The following is an 18,194-nucleotide window of genomic DNA, read 5'->3' on the forward strand; positions in this document are numbered from 1 at the left end:
TTAGTCTACCCCTTGATAACCATTATATGCTAAATCTTCAAAACGAGTGTATTTACCGATGAAGGCGACACGCACTTTACCAATAGGGCCATTCCTTTGCTTGGCAACTATAATTTCTGCTGTACCTTTATCGGGACTATCTTCATTATAAACTTCATCCCTATAAATAAAACAAATTAAATCAGCATCTTGCTCAATTGCACCCGATTCACGTAAATCAGACATGACTGGCCGTTTATCTGCTCGTTGCTCCAAGCTACGGTTCAACTGAGATAAGGCAATAACCGGTACTTGTAACTCTTTTGCAAGCGACTTAAGACTGCGTGAAATTTCAGAGATCTCTGCCGTTCGATTATCTGCACCAAATCCTGGCACTTTCATTAATTGCAAATAATCCACCACAATTAGGCCCAAGTTGCTCCCTTGATCTTTTGCTAATCTTCTGGCTCGCGCACGCATTTCCCCTGGGCTCAAAGCGGGGGTATCATCAATAAATAAAGGAGCCTCTGAAAGCATATGCACTGCTGAAGTGACACGAGGCCAATCGTCATCATCCAGTTTACCTGTTCTAATCTTATGCTGATCAATACGTCCTAAAGAAGACATCATCCTCATTGCCAAAGAATCTGCGGGCATTTCCATAGAAAAAACAAGAACGGGTTTTCCAGATTTTATTGCAGCATGCTCTGCCATATTCATAACTAGTGTTGTTTTACCCATGGAAGGACGACCCGCTACGATAACTAAATCGGCAGGCTGTAAACCGGATGTCATTTCATCTAAATCGGACAAGCCCGTAGCAAGCCCTGTAATTGCATCGCCGTTATGATAGAGGGCATCAATTTTTTCTACTGCACGAACCAAGATTGATTTTATATTTTCAGGTCCACCATCACCAGCTGTTTGCTCGCCTATAGCAAAAACTTTGGTTTCGGCCATGTCCAATAGCTCTGGAACTTGTCTACCCCCGGGATTATATGCTGAATCCGCGATTTCAGTAGCGACATTAATGAGCTGCCTCTGCACTGATTTTTCACGAACAATATCAGCATAAGCAGACACGTTAGCAACGCTGGGAGTATTATTAGCCAGTTCAAACAAATAGGCCTCACCACCAGCATCATCCAACTCATTATGAGACTTTAATGCATCAAGCAACGTCACTACATCAAATGGCTGATCTTTCTTTACCAAAGAAGAAATTGCTCGAAACAAAATTCGATGCTCAGTGCGGTAAAAATCTGCTTCGCATAATTTATTGCTGACTTTGTCCCAAACCTGATTGTCCAACATTAATCCACCAATAATGGATTGTTCCGCCTCTACTGAATGAGGTGGGCGTTTCAAAGGATCAACTGACTTTTTGGAATTTTGCAGATCATACATAGTAATGACACAATGACTATTTAGAACAGGCTATTGTAATGTGCTTTTGACAAATAGTCATTATTCTTGACTCTTTGAAGTAGTGAATTATCTCTACTTTGCAAGATATCATCCCGAACAAAACTGTTCGGGATGTATTTGAGGCGGTTATTGTTTTTGCCATACTTGAGTACGACCTAATAAAGAAATACCTACATATCCTCTGACTAAGAGTTTATTTCCTTGGACTGTCAGTTTTGCACGATAGATTTTACCTGACTTAGGATCTAAAATAGAGCCACCGCCCCATTCATTCTCACCTTCGCTCTTCAAACCCCACATAAATTGCAATCCTTGGATTTTCTTGCCTTTAAAACCACCTGGACATTTCTCACAAATTCCAGTATCACCAGGTTGTGGGAATACCTTATCGATGACTGCACTCAGCTCTCCACCAGATTCACTAATGGTGACAAGTGCTCTTTTTTTACCTGTTTTATCATCAATTGTGACCCAATTACCTACTGGTGCTTGAGATGCGGCTAGTGCTGCAGGCAAATAAATAACAGCAACAAAAAAACCACAAGCGAGCTTCCATAAGTTCATAATTTTCTCCATGTTTACAATCATTTAATAGCTTATGCCATGAATGAGAACTATGCCAGTTTTTAATGCAATAAATTTTAAAAAGAGAATGGGTGTCCGAATACTTTTGTGATTTGGAAGCTGAGTTTGACAAACCGAAACTCAGGATCTTTTTACCATCATCCTGAGTATAGCGGCGATTTTCAATCATAACCCTGAGCTACAGCATGCCGTTCACGCGCTGCGGGATTGACGGGATTTATTAACTCAATGGCATAAATAGGTGTTCTATATCTTCTTCACTCAAGGTCATCGCTTTCGCAGGATCAGCGGATAAAACGCCTTCAACTAATTGTCTCTTTTTCTCTTGCATCCCTAAAATAGCTTCCTCTACCGTACCCAAGGTAATAAGCTTATAGACAAAAACAGGGTTTTCCTGACCTATTCGATGACTCCTATCGGTTGCTTGATCTTCAACGGCGGGATTCCACCAAGGATCATAATGAATTACTGTATCAGCACGTGTTAAGTTAAGTCCGGTGCCTCCCGCTTTCAAACTAATAAGAAAAACTGGAGTTTTTCCTTCTTGGAATTTTTCTACCATTGCTTGTCGATGGACTGTTTGCCCGGTTAGCTTTAAATAATCATAATTTCTCGCACGCAACTCCTCTTCAATTAATTGCAACATGGAAGTAAATTGTGAAAAAACCAAAACCCGCCTACCCTCGCCCACCAAATTATCCAATAATTCCATCAACGCCTCGAGCTTGGCAGAGGTCCCATGTGCAATCGAGGCTTCAGACAAAGACAAAAGCCTGGGATCGCAACACACTTGGCGTAGCTTCAGTAGCGCGTCCAGAAGGAGTATATGACTTTTACCCAATCCCTGCTTTGCAATTGCATCCCGAACTTTTTTCTCCATACTCATGCGAATCGCTTCATACAGATCACGTTGTGGGCCAATAATTTCTATGGTTCGTGTCATTTCTGTTTTGGGTGGTAATTCACGAACCACCTGATTTTTTGTCCTTCTTAAAATAAAAGGCTGCACTCTTTTAATTAATATGTCCCGTCGGGTCAAATCTGCGTATTTTTCAATGGGGGTTCTAAACCATAGTCGGAATTGTTTTGCATCGCCCAATAACCCTGGCATCAAGAAATGAAATAAAGACCACAACTCACCTAAGTGATTTTCCAAAGGCGTACCAGTCAGACATAAACGATGGGTCGCATGCAATTGCTGAATGATCTGCGTCGTCTTAGTGCGCGCATTTTTAATGAATTGCGCTTCATCCAAAATCAAATAATAAAAAGGATAAGAAATAAATTTATCTTTATCACGGTGAATTAATCCATAAGTAGAAACAACGATGTCATAGTCATCAAAATTATCCTGATGGCGCTCAGAACCATGATAAATTAAAACGTTTAAGTTAGGGGTAAAGCGTTTTGCTTCGGCGTGCCAATTTCCTACAAGGCTGGTTGGTGCAACGATTAAACTTGCTGTTTTAATACGTCCTTGTTCTTTTTCATATTGCAAATGAGCTAAAGTCTGTACTGTTTTACCTAATCCCATATCATCAGCCAGAATACCACTAAAATGAGATACTCTTAAAAATTGCAGCCAATTTAAACCTTGACGTTGATAATCCCTCAACTGAGTTTGTAAGCCAGTTGGCAGTTGTATTTCAGGAATAAGGGTTAATTGCGAAAGCTTTCTTATTTGTTCTCTTAACGTTTCAGCGCCTTGCCAACGCGTTTTGGTTGCCGCAATAGCCAGCTCTGCTTCGCGCATCAAAATAATTTGATATTTGTTGATTTGCACCTGTTGATTTCCATCAATATGACGTATGCCAAATTGCAGCAACAATCGAACTAATGGTTTAATTCGTCCCATTTCCAACTGCAAAGCACGTCCATCATTCAAGGGCAACTTGACTAATTGTGTATCAGGCAGATTATCCAAGTCATTCCCCCGATAACGCTGAATTAAATCTGCTACCAAAGGAACGATACTGACCGGTTTACCCTCAACCAAAATCCCTAATTGATATGAGAAAAAATCCGTTGTACTTTCTGAGAGATCCGAATACCACTCAACTTGGTCAGCACTAATTACGTCTTGATATAAAGAACTAATACGCTCAACTCGCCAGCCACGACTTTCTAACTCGGGAATTAATTGACTATAAAGAAATTCTAAATCTGCGACGACCTGAATATTTTCCAAAACAAAATCGGCTCGTTTTATTTTTTCCCATTGTTCATGCTCCCATGCCCTAGGTACTCTTAACTCCAGTATTTCCTGTACTTCATCCCATTTGGATTTTTCAAAATCTTTATGCCGCACATATTCAATTAAAACCCCTTCTTGCTGACAAACAACCGTTTCACTTTCATCAGAACCTGCAATCATTAACCCCGCATAATCAAAAATAATACGCGCAATAAACAAAACCTGCAGTTCTTCTTCGGTGTCATAGAGCCAAGAAGATTCTTCGTCAAATTCACTCACGGCATCTAAAATGAGTACAGGTACTGGCATTATGTTGCGAATTTCTCGTTGTTCAAAAACTCGTGGCACAGGGAATTCAGGACATGTTTTAGCCATTTTATCTGCTAATAATTCAGCCTGTCCCATTGGAATTGGAGGTGCTTGCAATAAATAACCCAGTTGCTTTATTGGATATGAGGTAATTAAACGTCCCATTTTGCTTTCTGCATAATTAAAATACCAACTATCATCCAACAGCATGGGGTCAAGCGCATTCCCTTCATGCATTAACAATAAGTTCTGACTTCCATTATGAGATAACACCCATTCACAAGTACCTTGGATGGACTCACCCAGGTGAATTGGCTCATGCTGATTTTGTATAAAAAAAGCCCTGCCAGTTGCAATGGTTCGTTCTAACAATTCGCTATTGCGTATGATTAATGTATCAAACCACCCTGAAACACCGCATTTAAACAACAGCAGTGCGACCAGATCATTATCATCACCAACAAAATGCTGTTTTTTAGAATCAGAAAGGCTGTTAAAAGTGATCATTTTTCCATAACCACCGCGCTTTAATAACTTGGCCAAAGCCAACTTAATCGCGACCCGGTGTTCATGCCCATCAAGCCTTAGTTCCAGGAGATAGACTAAATGATGGGTGACTTCCGTCGTTTTCACTACTGCTGCTTCTTGAGCACGTAAATTCTTCAACCAGCTATCGAGCTTTTTATCTAATTTATTGGCAGGCAAAGAGAGTAAGCTGTCCTTTTCTCGATCCCGTAGAGCAAACAAACACGCAGCAGCATGCTTGCAGTTATATTGATAAGTGCAAGTACAATGCGCCAATTTCTTTGGCCAGGCCTTCAAGTCCATATGTACATCATAAATCTGACTTGAACTGCCTTTCACCCGCCCTTTGAGAAGCCCATCACTAAAACGAATGTTAAGCACATGCCCCTTTTCAAAATACTCTTGGCCACGCAATAATATTTTGGCCTCAAAGACTTCTGGCATTTTTGAGAGTGCTTCATTTAACATAAATGTGATTTTTTAATGGCAAAGGGTCTATTTTAGACAATTTTTAGATTAATTAACATTTTTATCTTTAAATTAAGGGTTCTTTGTATTAGGGTATCCTGTTTACCACACCTTGGGGTTCTTTATAGAGTATATATCATGCAGAATAAGCTTACTGTACTTATGGCACAAATTAATCCGACTGTAGGCGCTTTAGCATCCAACAGGGATAAAATCATCGAAGTTATAAAAAGCAAACAAGCAGATCACCATGTCATACTCTTTCCTGAATTGGCTTTAACTGGCTATCCCCCCGAAGATTTACTCTTTCGCAAAGAGTTTCAACAAGCCGTTACCGAACATTTAAAGCAAATTCAAGAGGCAACAAAAGACTGCTATGTACTTGTTGGACATCCAAGCCGGGATAGGCAACGACTATATAATAGCGTGAGCATTTTTTATCAAGGACAAAAAATTGCAGAATACCATAAACAAAATTTGCCAAACTATGAAATTTTTGATGAAGCACGTTATTTTACCCCAGGGAAAAAAAATCCATGCCTCTTGGAAATAAATAACAGCAAAGTAGGCGTAATTATTTGTGAAGATTTATGGCATCCAGGCCCTGCAGAAGATTTAATTGAACATGGAATTTCATTACTGCTCATTTTAAATGCCTCCCCATTTGATTACAGTAAATATCAAAAAAGAGAAGCCCTTCTTAAATCTTATGCCAAACGGGGTATATCTATAATCTATGTAAATCAAATTGGTGGTCAGGATGAACTCTTATTCGATGGTCAATCATTAGCAATTGATTCTCATGGTGGAATTTGCGCACGGTCTCCTGCATTTAAAGAGGATTTACGTACGGTTGAAGTCCAGGCAAATCAGGTGAAGGGAGCAATTACCCCTCTTCTCGATTTTGAACCATTAATCTATGAAGCATTGATTTGCGGCACTCGAGATTATGTCAACAAAAATCATTTCCCTGGAGTTCTTGTTGGACTTTCAGGAGGAATTGATTCAGCATTAACGTTGACTGTAGCAGTTGATGCATTAGGCGCAGAGCGCGTACATGCGGTTCTTATGCCTTCCCGTTATACAGCCCAAATGAGTAACGAAGACGCTTTAACACAAATAAAACACTTAAATGTATCCTATTCCATGCTCTCTATTGAACCCGCTTTTGATGCGCTAATGACTACTCTCGAGCCCGAATTTAAAGGATTACCAACTGATACCACAGAAGAAAACATTCAAGCACGAATTCGTGGTTTGTTGATTATGGCATTGTCTAACAAAACAGGAAAAATGGTACTTACAACATCGAATAAAAGCGAATCTGCTGTCGGCTATGCCACCTTGTACGGAGATATGGCTGGTGGATTTGCGGTATTAAAAGATGTACTTAAAACCCAAGTTTATGCTCTGGCACATTACCGTAACCGTCTGTCACAAGTGATTCCCGAACGAGTCCTAACTCGTGCTCCATCCGCTGAATTAAGAGCCGATCAAACCGATCAAGACAGCTTACCTGACTATGCAATACTGGATGCAATCATCGTTGCCTATATGGAGAAATACTTAACTCCCGAAGAAATAATTCAGCAAGGTTTTGCCCCAGAAACTGTGGCTAAAGTAATTCAATTAATCAAACGCAATGAATACAAACGTCGTCAATCTGCACCAGGAATAAAAATCAGTCCAACTGCTTTTGGTAAGGACTGGCGTTATCCTATCACGAATGGTTTTTGAACGGGTAAGAGCCTCACTAAGTTAAGTGAAATTCCCTTCTCCCTATGGGGAGAAGGTGCCCTCCAGGGCGGATGAGGGTATTAATTAGGGCTAATGAACCCTCACCTATGATTCCTGGTTTCACTTTACACCTTGCCAAAATAAGATTAAGGATGACTGAAAGGCCGACTTTCATTGATGACTTCATTGACCAATGATTCTTCCATTCCCCTTTTACGTTGTTGCCAAAAAGTAGGTAACTCTGACAGTGCTGAATATCTATCTTGTCCTAACTTATTAGACTTTTTCTCTGGGGTAATTTCTTCAACACATTCTTGCTTTGATTCAGAAACTACTTTCTTTGTAGGTTCAGGATCCTGCGAAGCTATTTTTTTTACGCGATCTTTCATATTTTCTTCAAGAAAGGCAAATTTCTTCATGTTTATTTTAGGTACCTTCGTTTTATTCTCTTCTTTATTAGGCTCATCAACCAAAAGTTGCTCCTGTTTGCCTTTATTTTGTAATACTTTCGACAACAAGACATTCATTTTATCGCGGGTTGCAGTAGCGATGGACTGTTTGGTATTCAATTGCAACAAATAAGCTTTTAATTGCAGCACATCCGCTTCGCTAAATGAGCCTTGATGATGAGCTAACCAGGAAGACATTGCCGGATGATCAGTGAAACTAATTTGGTGAGGAACCCCCATACTATTTATCCACCAAAGGCTTGGCCCTGTTTCTTGATGGCGCAAAACAAAAGCGGAGGTAATCCCATTTCGAATCAGATCCTCATTACTCAATTCAGGATCAATATGTACTTTAACCTTAGCAACATATTCTTCTCTTGCTTTAACACACTCTCTCTTAATTTGTTTTAGATGGATGGTATGTAATTTTTCTATATCTTTTTCTTCTAGAGTTGCCAATTTCTGCGCTAACTCTTTACCTGGAATAAGAGGATAAACTTGACCCGTTACATCGACCCAAGAAAGATGCCATTGCTGATTGTTAAAACTAAGGGAAAAAATAATTTTGTTTTGTTGTTTGGATTGATAATTTTTGGCAGTTTCCAGATCATTAAAAACCATTACATTTTCAACCAGTTGGCGAGCACTTTCATGTGCTGCCTGACACTCTAATTCTCGATTTTTTTTGTCTTCTAATGAAAGTTTGCGCTGAGCCAAATAACTGTTGACCTCTACCATTACTTCATTTTTGAGAGCCTTTAGAAAAGAAGGGATAAGATGTTCTTCTACCGGTTGGAACTCGGAGTTAGCTAGGTATACAGCATCCGCTATCTGGCGAAAAAGGAAATAATTATAGGAACTATCTACATTCCACTCCCCCTCACTAATCATCAGTTTAAACTCGAGTAATCGAGTATAAGCATCAGGAAAGTTTTCCATTACATTAATCGATTGTTCTACTTTATCACCACGTGTTCTGGTGAATTGATAAACCCAGCCTGTTAACCATGATTTTACAGGTCGTTGATACTCCTTTTCTGCTCTTTGGGCAATGGCAACTATCTTTTCACGCCCTTCTACTGTCTCATTAGCAAGTATCGCTATTACTTGCTCAACAAATTCTTTAGCTATTTTAAATGGGGTTTTTTTTGGCATTTTTTGAAACTCCTTTTCATGATGCAAAAATTTATCTTTGCATTAATGTTAATTTGATACAAGTAGAAAATTATTATGCTAAATTGATTGCATGAATGTAGTCATGTTAATTTTTCTACACCACACTAAATTATAATAATTAACCCTCTCTAAACATCATCACTTTCCATTGACTTAGAGTTTGGACTTGCATTTCAAAGAAAAAATTGGATTCATTCCCGCTTTAAATCACTGCATTAAGAAGCTATTTGTAGCACTCATTTGAGTACGACATGTCATTACTTTTTGAATGCATTTTTTAGAGTGCCAGTTGGAAGTATAGTCTTTGTTCTAGATCCTGCCAAAAGGATTAGTAAACTATTCAAAATTACATCAATGTCATTTTTGATAATGATTTTATTGAGGAATACTTATCAAGTGGAATAACAGGTCACTTTTTAAAGCAAAAACAACTTTATATCAAACCAAAATCGCATTAACGCTTCTCTTTTCCAAAAATATGCATTTCCAATACTTGCAAATTTAAAGTAACACGTTAACATGATTCCACAAAAAAATAATAACAACAAAGGGATGTTATGAAATTTGCATTTTTCTCTGCTAGTTTATTCGTAAGTGGTATTGCGGCAGCTGCAACCCCAGTAAATGGTTGGTATTCCAGCATCTTTGGAGGTTACGCTCATGTATCTCAAAAAGTATCGACAACTATTTTGGGTTTTACCGTTTCTGAAACCTTTACAAATAATGGGTTTAATGCAGGACTACGTTTAGGTTATCAAAGCAATCCTATTCGCTATGAATTGGAATATACTTATATCCAGCCTGAGAATAAAGAATTTGATTTTGGCTTCCTCGAATTACAAAGAAAATCGAATGCTAACGTAGGAATGGCGAACATTTATTATGATTTTTCCGATGGCATCTTACCAACAATTTATCCCTTCCTAGGAGTAGGTATTGGTTATGCTTACGCGCAGGATAAAGTCACAGGTACAGGCCCTATTGGCGGAACATTTCTTGATGTAAAAAAAGGCGCATTTGCTTACCAAGGAACTGCCGGACTCACTTTTAACTTTGAAGAAAATTGGGCATTAAATGCTTCCTACCGTTATTTAGCAACAAGCAATAAGCATGATTTTGGCAAACTAGAGGTTCAGATGGGGGATGTAGGTATCGTTTATCGATTTGATCATTGCAATTATAAATAATCGTTACGAAATCCAAATCCAGGTTGAATTGCTTTCTGGTCAATTCAACCTGATTCCTTATCCGCAGAATCGTAAGTAGTTCAAATGTCCTAGTGGTCTTCGCGCAAACCTATATTTTTCCTTTACTGAAAGCAGGTAGTGTTTTTTACGAATGATGTATTTTTGTAGAAGATAAAACTTGCGGTTCTTGCCATAAAGTCATAAAGAGGACCATGACTAAGGGTCCCACAAATAAACCAAGTAGCCCTAAAGTTTCTACACCACCTAGAATTCCAAATAACACAGCTAAAAAAGGCAATTCGATTGCACCACCAATTAGCGCGGGCTTGATAAAATGATCGGCAACAAACATAACGAGTGTTCCCCACACCAAAACAACGATGGCACTAATCATACTGCCCAATGAAAATAAAATAACTGCAACTGTAATAAAAACGATAGGAACGACGAATGGAATCATTGCCGCAAGTGCCGTGATAAATCCGACTAACGTGGGCGCAGGAAAACCCACTAGACCGTAACAAATCCCCATTAAGATACCTACACCAAGCCCGACAACAATGGTTCCATTGACTGTGGCTCTCAATGCTCTAGGCAGTCTGTCTGCATATCGAAACCATCTTTTTCCCAAACAATATTCGCCCACCTGGTAAATCTGCAATAGTAACCGATCCCCATCACGATAAAAGAAAAATAAACTTAAAAGAGTAAAACCCAATTGAACACTTCGATGTGCCAGACTCGAACCAATTTCTTTCACATAGTAGCTCGTTGGGGTTAACGATAAATGAACATTGGACAAAAGACTTTTAATCATTCCTGGTTTGCCAATATTATCATCCCAATACTGTACCAAGTCATTGCCTACAAAGGGAAAATCTTTAAGAAACTCAGGTGCAGCGCCTCCTTGTTGATTTAAAGATTGCAAGAAGTTAATAAATATTTGCAATTCTTTTATTAAAAGTCCCAGCAACCAACTTAAGGGAAGAATAAACAACAATCCGATTAAGGTTGTAAACAGTAAAGCAGAGAGATTATCTTTTTTCCCAAAAAAGTAACGCCATTTTTCATATAAGGGATAAGATGCAATAACAATTATGGAAGCCCATATCAGTGAAGGGATAAATCGATGAATAATAAATAAACTTAGAGCCACAATTCCAATAGTCAAGCCCATACTAATGAGCTCTTTATGATTTTCATTCATTAAGCAAAACTCCATGCTAAAAGTTGCATCAAGATCCAAGAAGGCACTGCAGCTAAGACATCATCCAACATAATGCCCAAACCGCCACGAACTTTTTGATCGATATAATCAATGGGCTGAGGTTTCCAGATATCAAAAATTCGAAACAAAATAAAACCACAAATCATCCAGGATAATCCTTTAGGAGCCATGAACATAGTCAATAAATACCCAACAACCTCATCCCAAACAATCCCTTTATAGTCGTGTACACCTAAATCTTGAGTCACTTTATCACAAACCCAGACACCTAGCAGGAACGCGGCAAGGGTAAAAAAAAGATAAACTGCCCAATGAGTGCCTATTAATAGCAAATAAACAGGTATTGCTGCCAATGTTCCCCAAGTGCCTGGAGCAGTAGGCATTAAACCACTACCAAAGCCAAAGGCAATAAAATAAATAGGATCCTGGAATACTCTTTTTGTTAAATTTATTTGTTTCATTTTTTTTCTCTATGCTTAGCTCAACTGCAAGGTTGGATTCATTTATTCATGAGCGTTCATGTTGTCCCAAGCATTCAAGGAGATACCCAGAAACGGTCTCATACATTTAACATAGAATAACCTAAATCCTTAATTATGTTTACTCAAAGAACTCAATTAAAAATGTGAATAACCTGCGGGTGTCAACTTATGGCATTGGTTGTTAGCATCTTTCATTCTTAATCCAGAGGCCTCCTCAATTACTCCAATAGGATAGCAATGTAAATTAGCTTTTTTAAACTCTTTCATCAAGAGGGGAAATCGATGTTCCGGAACTGTAAAACATAACTCATAATCATCACCGCCAGTCAAAGCAATGTCAACAGCATGATCGGGCCAATATTGATTAAGTAAGGCATGAATAGGAATAGCTTTTTGATCAAGACAAGCACCAACACCACTTGCAACACAAATATGATTTAAGTCGGCACTAAGCCCATCTGAAATATCTATTGCTGCAGTGGCATAATTTCGCAAAAAATCAATTAAATCAATACGAGGGTTAGGATGGAGTAATTTATTCATTAATTCCGCTTTGTCGCTTGGAGGAATTTCCTGATTATCAAGAAGTTTAATGGCTAAAGCTGCGGCGCCCAACTCACCTGAAACGACAATAATATCCCCAGGTTTTGCTCCACTGCGTAGCACTGCTTTTCCCTTTGGTGCAGTACCCAAAATGGTTAATGTAATCGATAATGGACCGTGTGTTGTATCACCTCCAATTAAAGACAAGCGATATCGACTTAATGAATCTTTTAATCCTCGTGTAAACGAGTTGAGCCATTGTGGATTGAGTTCCGGTAAAGTTAAAGCGAGTGTGACCCAACAAGGCTCTGCAGCCATAGCCGCCATATCACTCACATTGGCCATGACTGACTTACACGCAATATCATAGGCATCCCAATGCGGAAGAAAATGAACATTAGAAACTAAGGTATCTGTGCTTATCAGTAAATTCATCCCTTCAGGAATACGCAAGCACGCTGCATCATCACCAATACCAAACAATACGTCATCACGTTTTATATCAAGTGGTTTAAAAAAATGTTCAATAAGAGAAAACTCATCCATGGTTATTGATTTCAATTGACCGCACCTGCTGCGCCAAACTATTTAATACACCATTGACATAACGGTATCCATCCTGGGAACCAAATTCCTTAGTCAATGAGATTGACTCATCAAGAACAACTTTATAGGGAATTTCAGGACAATAGAGTAATTCAAAAGATCCGATACGTAACACCGTCAATTCAATTGGATTAAGTCCTGCGATCTCTCTATCAAGAAAAGGAGAAATACGCTCTTCTAAGATTTCAACATGGTCTGGAACACCGTGTAGAATACGACAAAAATAATCTACATCTACTTTATCCATATTATTAATGACTCGAAACTGTGCTTCGATTTCATGCAATTCACATCCAGACATTAACCATTGATAAAGTGCCTGAAGTGCTAATTTTCTGGCCTTTCTTTTACCACTTATTGACCGCTTTTCCACCTTTACCTCATAAATTCTTTTTAACATCTATAAAGCTCCTTTTCTCTTGAAAAGGAGAAAAAGGATGTGGCATGGTATAACAATCGGGCACGCACGCTGGTAGACAGGCATTGACTTGAATTAGGCTAAGCGCGCGATTTTTAAAAATCGCGCATTAGCGCTCATTGACCTGCCTGCGCCCGTTTGCGTGTCCATGCCCGATTATTTATACCTGTCACATACCTACCCATTAATTAAATGGAAAAAGTACTAATCCTTATCCATTTGATCAATTGTCTGCCTAAAATCACTTACGTCTTTAAAGCGTTTGTATACCGATGCAAACCGCACATAAGCAACATGATCCAAACTATATAATTCCTTCATAACCAATTCGCCAATGATTTGGGAATCGATCTCCCGCTCGCCTCTACGGCGAATTTCTTGTGTAATTGAAATAATCGAGGCCTCTAATGCATCAACACTTACCGGTCTTTTTTCCAAAGCCCGCAACATACCTGAACGTAAATTATCAATGTTAAAAGGCTCGCGCCGTCCATCACGCTTAACGACCGACGGCATGATTAATTCGGCTGTCTCAAAAGTAGTAAAACGTTCATGACATATGAGACACTCTCGTCTTCTGCGCACTTGAGCACCATCAGCGACAAGACGTGAATCAACCACTTTTGTTTCTTCTGCGTGACAAAACGGGCAAAACATAATTATTTATAAACCGGAAATTCACGACATAAAAGCAATACTTGCTCTTTAACCCTTGCAATAGTCGTTTCATTATTAATATCATCAAGAATATCAGCTATCCAATTCGATAGAAGCGTAATTTCTTTTTCTTTAAATCCTCTGGTTGTAACTGCCGGAGTACCTAGACGCAACCCACTTGTTACAAAAGGAGAACGAGGATCATTAGGTACAGTATTTTTGTTCACAGTAATATTTGCTTTATCTAAAGCGGCATCAGCATCTTTGCCTGTAATATTCTTATCAATTAAATCAACCAATAATAAATGGTTATCTGTACCACCAGAAACAATCTTATAACCACGACTTATAAGCACAGAGGCCATAGTCTTCGCATTGACTAATACTTGTTGTTGATAGTCTTTAAATTCTGGTAACAATGCTTCAGCAAAAGAAACTGCTTTAGCTGCAATGACATGCATTAATGGCCCACCTTGACTGCCAGGAAAAACAGAAGAATTTAATTTTTTTTCAATTTCTTCATTAGCTCGACATAAAATCATTCCTCCCCTTGGTCCTCTGAGGGTCTTGTGGGTAGTAGTTGTAACCACATCAGCATAAGGAACTGGAGAAGGATAAAGACCTACTGCAATCAAGCCAGCGACATGAGCAACATCCGCCATCACATAGGCACCTACTTTATCGGCAATTGCTCTGAATCGTGGCCAATCAAGGACACGGGAATAAGCAGAAAATCCAGCGATAATCAATTTAGGCTTATGCTCCAGAGCCAATTGTTCCAAAACGTCATAATCAATTAAACCCGTTTGTGAATCAACACCATAAGGGATTCCTTCATAGAGTTTACCCGAGAAATTAACTTTAGAACCATGGGTTAAATGACCGCCATGGGGCAATGCCATACCTAACACAACATCACCAGGAGCTAATAGTGCCATCATTACCGCAGCATTAGCTTGTGAACCAGAATGAGGCTGAACATTGACATAATCTGCAGAAAAAAGTTTTTTTGCACGAGCAATTGCCAACTCTTCAGCAACATCAACATACTCACATCCGCCATAATACCGCTTCCCAGGATATCCTTCGGCATACTTATTCGTTAATACAGAACCTTGAGCCTCCAAAACACGCGGGCTTACATAATTTTCCGATGCAATAAGTTCAATGTGTTCTTCTTGCCGACGTTGTTCATCAACAATTGCTTGAAATAATTCATCATCAAAATGTTTTATGGTATAGCTTTGGTCAAACATGAGTAATCCTTGGGAAAATGGTTAAGGTCTAACGATGATGTCATTACGTACCTTTCTAACACCATCTACGCTTGCAGCAATCATCCCTGCTCTTTGCTTCAATCTAGGAGTAGCAACAAAACCGCTGAGTTGCACTTCATCTTTAAAGGTTTTCACTTGTACTGCTAAACCTGTACGCCCTAATTGATTCACTAATGTTGCTTTTACCTTAGTAGTCGTCGTTGAACTATCCAAAAATTCACCAGTACTTTCAGTACCTGGAGAAGCAACACACGCTATTATAAGTATAGTTAAAAGCCCCACAAACAACATTTTAAGTGAGTTACGCATCCAAAAACTCCCTAAAGAAAAAACGTCATAAGAGTACCACAAAATTTAACTGGTTACGAATTGTGAATACAAACCGAATAGGCTATTTTTTAATTTTGATGGTTAAAATACTGCACACGCTTTTCAAGCCATTAGTTTTCAATACATCTTCTTACTACCGCAGTTTTTTGCGGCACGTAGGCCATTAGAAAACCTATAAAACTTACCACCCGATTTTTTTCTTTAGCATCTTAACTTTATCATGCTCGTGTTTTTTATTTTTATTATTCACAACCACTTGTTCACGGTGATTTTTATGCTCATGTGCCTGATTACCATGTCCATGCACCTTAGCTTGATTAGGAGCCACATGTGTTTGCCGATGGCCTCGATAATGACGAGAAGGATGGCGATAATCATGTGGACGCTCATCGAAACCATAAATTTCAGCTCGGGGAGGAACGGAATGATAATAACCGGCATCATAATATTCGGGTTCGGCGATATAACATGAAGTCAAAAAAGGAATGAATACTAGACAAGAGATTAAACGCTTCATGAACGACTCCTGAAACATAAAAAAAAAGGAAGGTGCACTTGCATGCAACTTCCCTATCGTTAAATAAGTTATTAATTACTTATTTTTTTGCTGTAACTTCAACTTTCTCACTCTTAATACCTTTATTCAGGTAATTAACAATGCGTACTGTACTGTTTACGTTAGTCCAACCAGAATAAATAGTTCCGTAAGGACCCTGAATCATAAGATTCATACCAGAATGGCAATAACCATAGTAGTACAAGCTGATGTAATGAGGTGCATCATAATAGAATATTGTAAAAGGCTCTAAGGGAGTAGCATCATCAAAAGAACCGTATACACGAACATTGTCAATACTGTTGTTGATGATTTCAATTTCACAATAACCTGGATACATCATTGATTTACCAGCAGGCTTTTTATCAGCTTCTGTAGCTTTTGGATGCAAATGTGCATTTGCTGCAAAAGCTTGTCCAATCAAACTAAAACAAAGAGCAAATAACAAGGACTTCAACTTCATGGTTTCTCCTTTGACTTTATTGAAAGCTGCATAGTAACAAAGTGTTGTATTTAGTCAATAGGATATTTTTATAACCATGAAATAAATAAAAATGAAGCTTATAAGCACAATAAGGGTAATAATATTCATCTTTCATGGTATATTTGGCGGGTTTTGTAATTTACCGTTTTTTGTTCTGTTTACAATTCACTCGCTTGAGCCAAAATGAGCGGAATTGGAAACAGAACCTAGTATTTCAGGGGAGCATAATGAAAAAGCGAATGGTCATCATGGGAGTTGCCTTACTGATTGTTTTCGGTGGGATCATTGCTTTTAACTTCATCAAGACAATAATGATTAAGCGTTTCTTTGCAAGCTACCAGCCACCCGCTGTTTCTGTCGCTTCCGCTGTTGCTCAAGCTGTAGATTGGCAGCCCACCATCAATGCAGTAGGCAGTTTCGTTGCTTTAAACGGAGTCGATGTAAGTTCTCAAGCATCAGGCAACGTAGTAAAAATAGATTTTGAATCAGGGCAATATGTTGATAAAGATGCACCTCTAATTACTATTGATGACAGCGTGGATCAAGCCGTATTAAAGTTTAATCAGGCCGAACTCACTCTAAAAACTTTGAGTTATCAACGTCAAAACGATTTATATAAACGAGGGGCTTCACCCATTTCGAGTGTTGATGAAGCCAAAGCAAATCTCGAACAAGCCCAAGCAAAATTAGACCAAACTCAAGCGCAAATTAAGCAAAAACATATTACGGCACCCTTTGCTGGGAAATTAGGTATAAGACAAGTTAATCTTGGTCAATTTATTAGTCCTGGACAAACAACAATTGTTTCTTTGCAATCACTTGATCCATTATATTTGGAATTTTATCTCCCAGAACAACTCTATAAACGTATTCGGCCAAATCAAACCATTACATTTTCTGTAGAGGGATTTCCTAATGCACTTTTTGAGGCCAAAGTTAATGCGATTAACTCCAAAGTAGATCTCAACACCCACAATATGCTCGTTCAGGGTACTCTTGCTAATTGCCCTACATCAGCGATTAAAGATCCCGAAAATTCTCCATTATTGAAAATCCGCAAAGAACCTATGGGAAATAAGCGAATTATCACTTGCGATACCGATTTAAACAGCCAAAATAAAATTCGTAACTTTACGTTTGTACCCGGGATGTTTGCTTCGATTGAAATCAGCCAACCTGCTGAACCCAATACAGTGATTGTTCCTTCTACTGCTATTTCCTATAGCTTATACGGTAATGCCGTGTACATCATTGAGAAAAATGCGGAAGGGAAGAAAAATCCAGACGGTTCTGATCTGCTTACGGTGAAACGTGTCTTTGTCAGCACAGGTGAACAACATGGAAATTATACCGTCATCAAAAAAGGAGTTAAGGCAGGACAGTTGGTGGTGAGTGCCGGTGAAATAAAATTACAAAATGGTACGCCTGTTGTGATCAATAATGAGGTCAAACTCAATGAGGTCAGTAATCCGGATCTCTTAGGACAATAAAACCAGTTGCTGTAACCGGGCGTCATCCTGAATGCTACGAAGGATCTCTTATCAACACGGTCTTCCGTGTAGAGAGTCCTCGTTCT

The 18,194-nt window shown here is 38.8% G+C and carries 16 protein-coding genes; 3 read left to right on the forward strand and 13 right to left on the reverse strand.

All coding sequences use genetic code 11. The features are described 5' to 3' along the window. The 3 genes from dnaB to OQJ26_RS05850 all read right to left on the reverse strand — a co-directional run bounded on the left by dnaB (position 1) and on the right by OQJ26_RS05850 (position 5,488). Positions 1-1,386 (reverse strand): replicative DNA helicase, encoded by a 1,386-nt coding sequence (dnaB, locus tag OQJ26_RS05840; protein ID WP_265702952.1) that lies wholly within the window; start codon positions 1,384-1,386, stop codon positions 1-3. Between the two features lie 147 nt (positions 1,387-1,533). Next, the gene (locus OQJ26_RS05845; RefSeq protein ID WP_265702953.1) at positions 1,534-1,971 is read right to left on the reverse strand and encodes a DUF2147 domain-containing protein; all 438 of its coding nucleotides are present in this window, start codon (positions 1,969-1,971) and stop codon (positions 1,534-1,536) included. A 241-nt stretch (positions 1,972-2,212) separates the two neighbouring features. Continuing rightward, a complete protein-coding gene (locus OQJ26_RS05850) occupies positions 2,213-5,488 on the reverse strand; it encodes a DEAD/DEAH box helicase (RefSeq protein WP_265702954.1) in 3,276 nt (1,091 codons plus the stop codon). Between the two features lie 138 nt (positions 5,489-5,626). Here OQJ26_RS05850 and OQJ26_RS05855 point away from each other — a divergent pair, with 138 nt between their 5' ends. Next, positions 5,627-7,225, forward strand: a complete 1,599-nt coding sequence (locus OQJ26_RS05855; protein WP_265702955.1) for an NAD+ synthase — start codon at positions 5,627-5,629, stop codon at positions 7,223-7,225. A 146-nt stretch (positions 7,226-7,371) separates the two neighbouring features. Here OQJ26_RS05855 and OQJ26_RS05860 read toward each other — a convergent pair whose 3' ends face one another. Further along, positions 7,372-8,829, reverse strand: a complete 1,458-nt coding sequence (locus OQJ26_RS05860) for a hypothetical protein (protein ID WP_265702956.1) — start codon at positions 8,827-8,829, stop codon at positions 7,372-7,374. Between the two features lie 578 nt (positions 8,830-9,407). On the opposite strand from OQJ26_RS05860, the gene OQJ26_RS05865 reads away from it, so the two are divergent. Next, entirely contained in the window at positions 9,408-10,037 is a 630-nt protein-coding gene (locus tag OQJ26_RS05865) for an outer membrane protein (RefSeq protein WP_265702957.1), read from the forward strand. Between the two features lie 145 nt (positions 10,038-10,182). Here the strand turns inward: OQJ26_RS05865 and OQJ26_RS05870 are convergent, their stop codons facing one another. The 9 genes from OQJ26_RS05870 to OQJ26_RS05910 form a co-directional block, all read right to left on the reverse strand. Further along, positions 10,183-11,244: an AI-2E family transporter gene (locus OQJ26_RS05870; RefSeq protein WP_265702958.1), complete on the reverse strand. Its 1,062-nt coding sequence runs from the start codon at positions 11,242-11,244 to the stop codon at positions 10,183-10,185. Continuing rightward, positions 11,244-11,726, reverse strand: a complete 483-nt coding sequence (locus OQJ26_RS05875; RefSeq protein ID WP_265702959.1) for a phosphatidylglycerophosphatase A family protein — start codon at positions 11,724-11,726, stop codon at positions 11,244-11,246. Before OQJ26_RS05875 ends, OQJ26_RS05870 begins: the two co-directional genes overlap by 1 nt. A 156-nt stretch (positions 11,727-11,882) precedes the next feature. Then, on the reverse strand, positions 11,883-12,836 hold the full coding sequence (thiL, locus tag OQJ26_RS05880) for a thiamine-phosphate kinase (protein ID WP_265703062.1): 954 nt from the start codon (positions 12,834-12,836) through the stop codon (positions 11,883-11,885). Next, positions 12,829-13,269: a transcription antitermination factor NusB gene (nusB, locus tag OQJ26_RS05885; protein WP_265703063.1), complete on the reverse strand. Its 441-nt coding sequence runs from the start codon at positions 13,267-13,269 to the stop codon at positions 12,829-12,831. The genes thiL and nusB overlap by 8 nt, the downstream gene beginning before the upstream one ends. 249 nt (positions 13,270-13,518) lie before the next feature. Further along, on the reverse strand, positions 13,519-13,971 hold the full coding sequence (gene nrdR / locus OQJ26_RS05890; RefSeq protein WP_265702960.1) for a transcriptional regulator NrdR: 453 nt from the start codon (positions 13,969-13,971) through the stop codon (positions 13,519-13,521). A gap of 2 nt (positions 13,972-13,973) precedes the next feature. Next, positions 13,974-15,227 carry a serine hydroxymethyltransferase gene (gene glyA, locus OQJ26_RS05895; RefSeq protein WP_265702961.1) on the reverse strand — a complete coding sequence of 418 codons (1,254 nt, stop codon included), beginning with the start codon at positions 15,225-15,227 and terminating at the stop codon, positions 13,974-13,976. A 21-nt stretch (positions 15,228-15,248) separates the two neighbouring features. Next, positions 15,249-15,557 (reverse strand): BON domain-containing protein, encoded by a 309-nt coding sequence (locus OQJ26_RS05900; RefSeq protein ID WP_265702962.1) that lies wholly within the window; start codon positions 15,555-15,557, stop codon positions 15,249-15,251. A 202-nt stretch (positions 15,558-15,759) separates the two neighbouring features. Next, a complete protein-coding gene (locus OQJ26_RS05905) occupies positions 15,760-16,095 on the reverse strand; it encodes a hypothetical protein (protein ID WP_265702963.1) in 336 nt (111 codons plus the stop codon). Between the two features lie 79 nt (positions 16,096-16,174). Continuing rightward, positions 16,175-16,597, reverse strand: coding sequence for a hypothetical protein (locus OQJ26_RS05910; RefSeq protein WP_265702964.1), 423 nt, complete (start codon positions 16,595-16,597; stop codon positions 16,175-16,177). 248 nt (positions 16,598-16,845) lie between these two features. Here OQJ26_RS05910 and OQJ26_RS05915 point away from each other — a divergent pair, with 248 nt between their 5' ends. Then, on the forward strand, positions 16,846-18,108 hold the full coding sequence (locus tag OQJ26_RS05915; protein WP_265702965.1) for an efflux RND transporter periplasmic adaptor subunit: 1,263 nt from the start codon (positions 16,846-16,848) through the stop codon (positions 18,106-18,108). Positions 18,109-18,194: the final 86 nt, after the last annotated feature.

Source organism: Legionella sheltonii (assembly GCF_026191355.1).
Taxonomy (GTDB): Bacteria; Pseudomonadota; Gammaproteobacteria; order Legionellales; family Legionellaceae; genus Legionella; species Legionella sheltonii.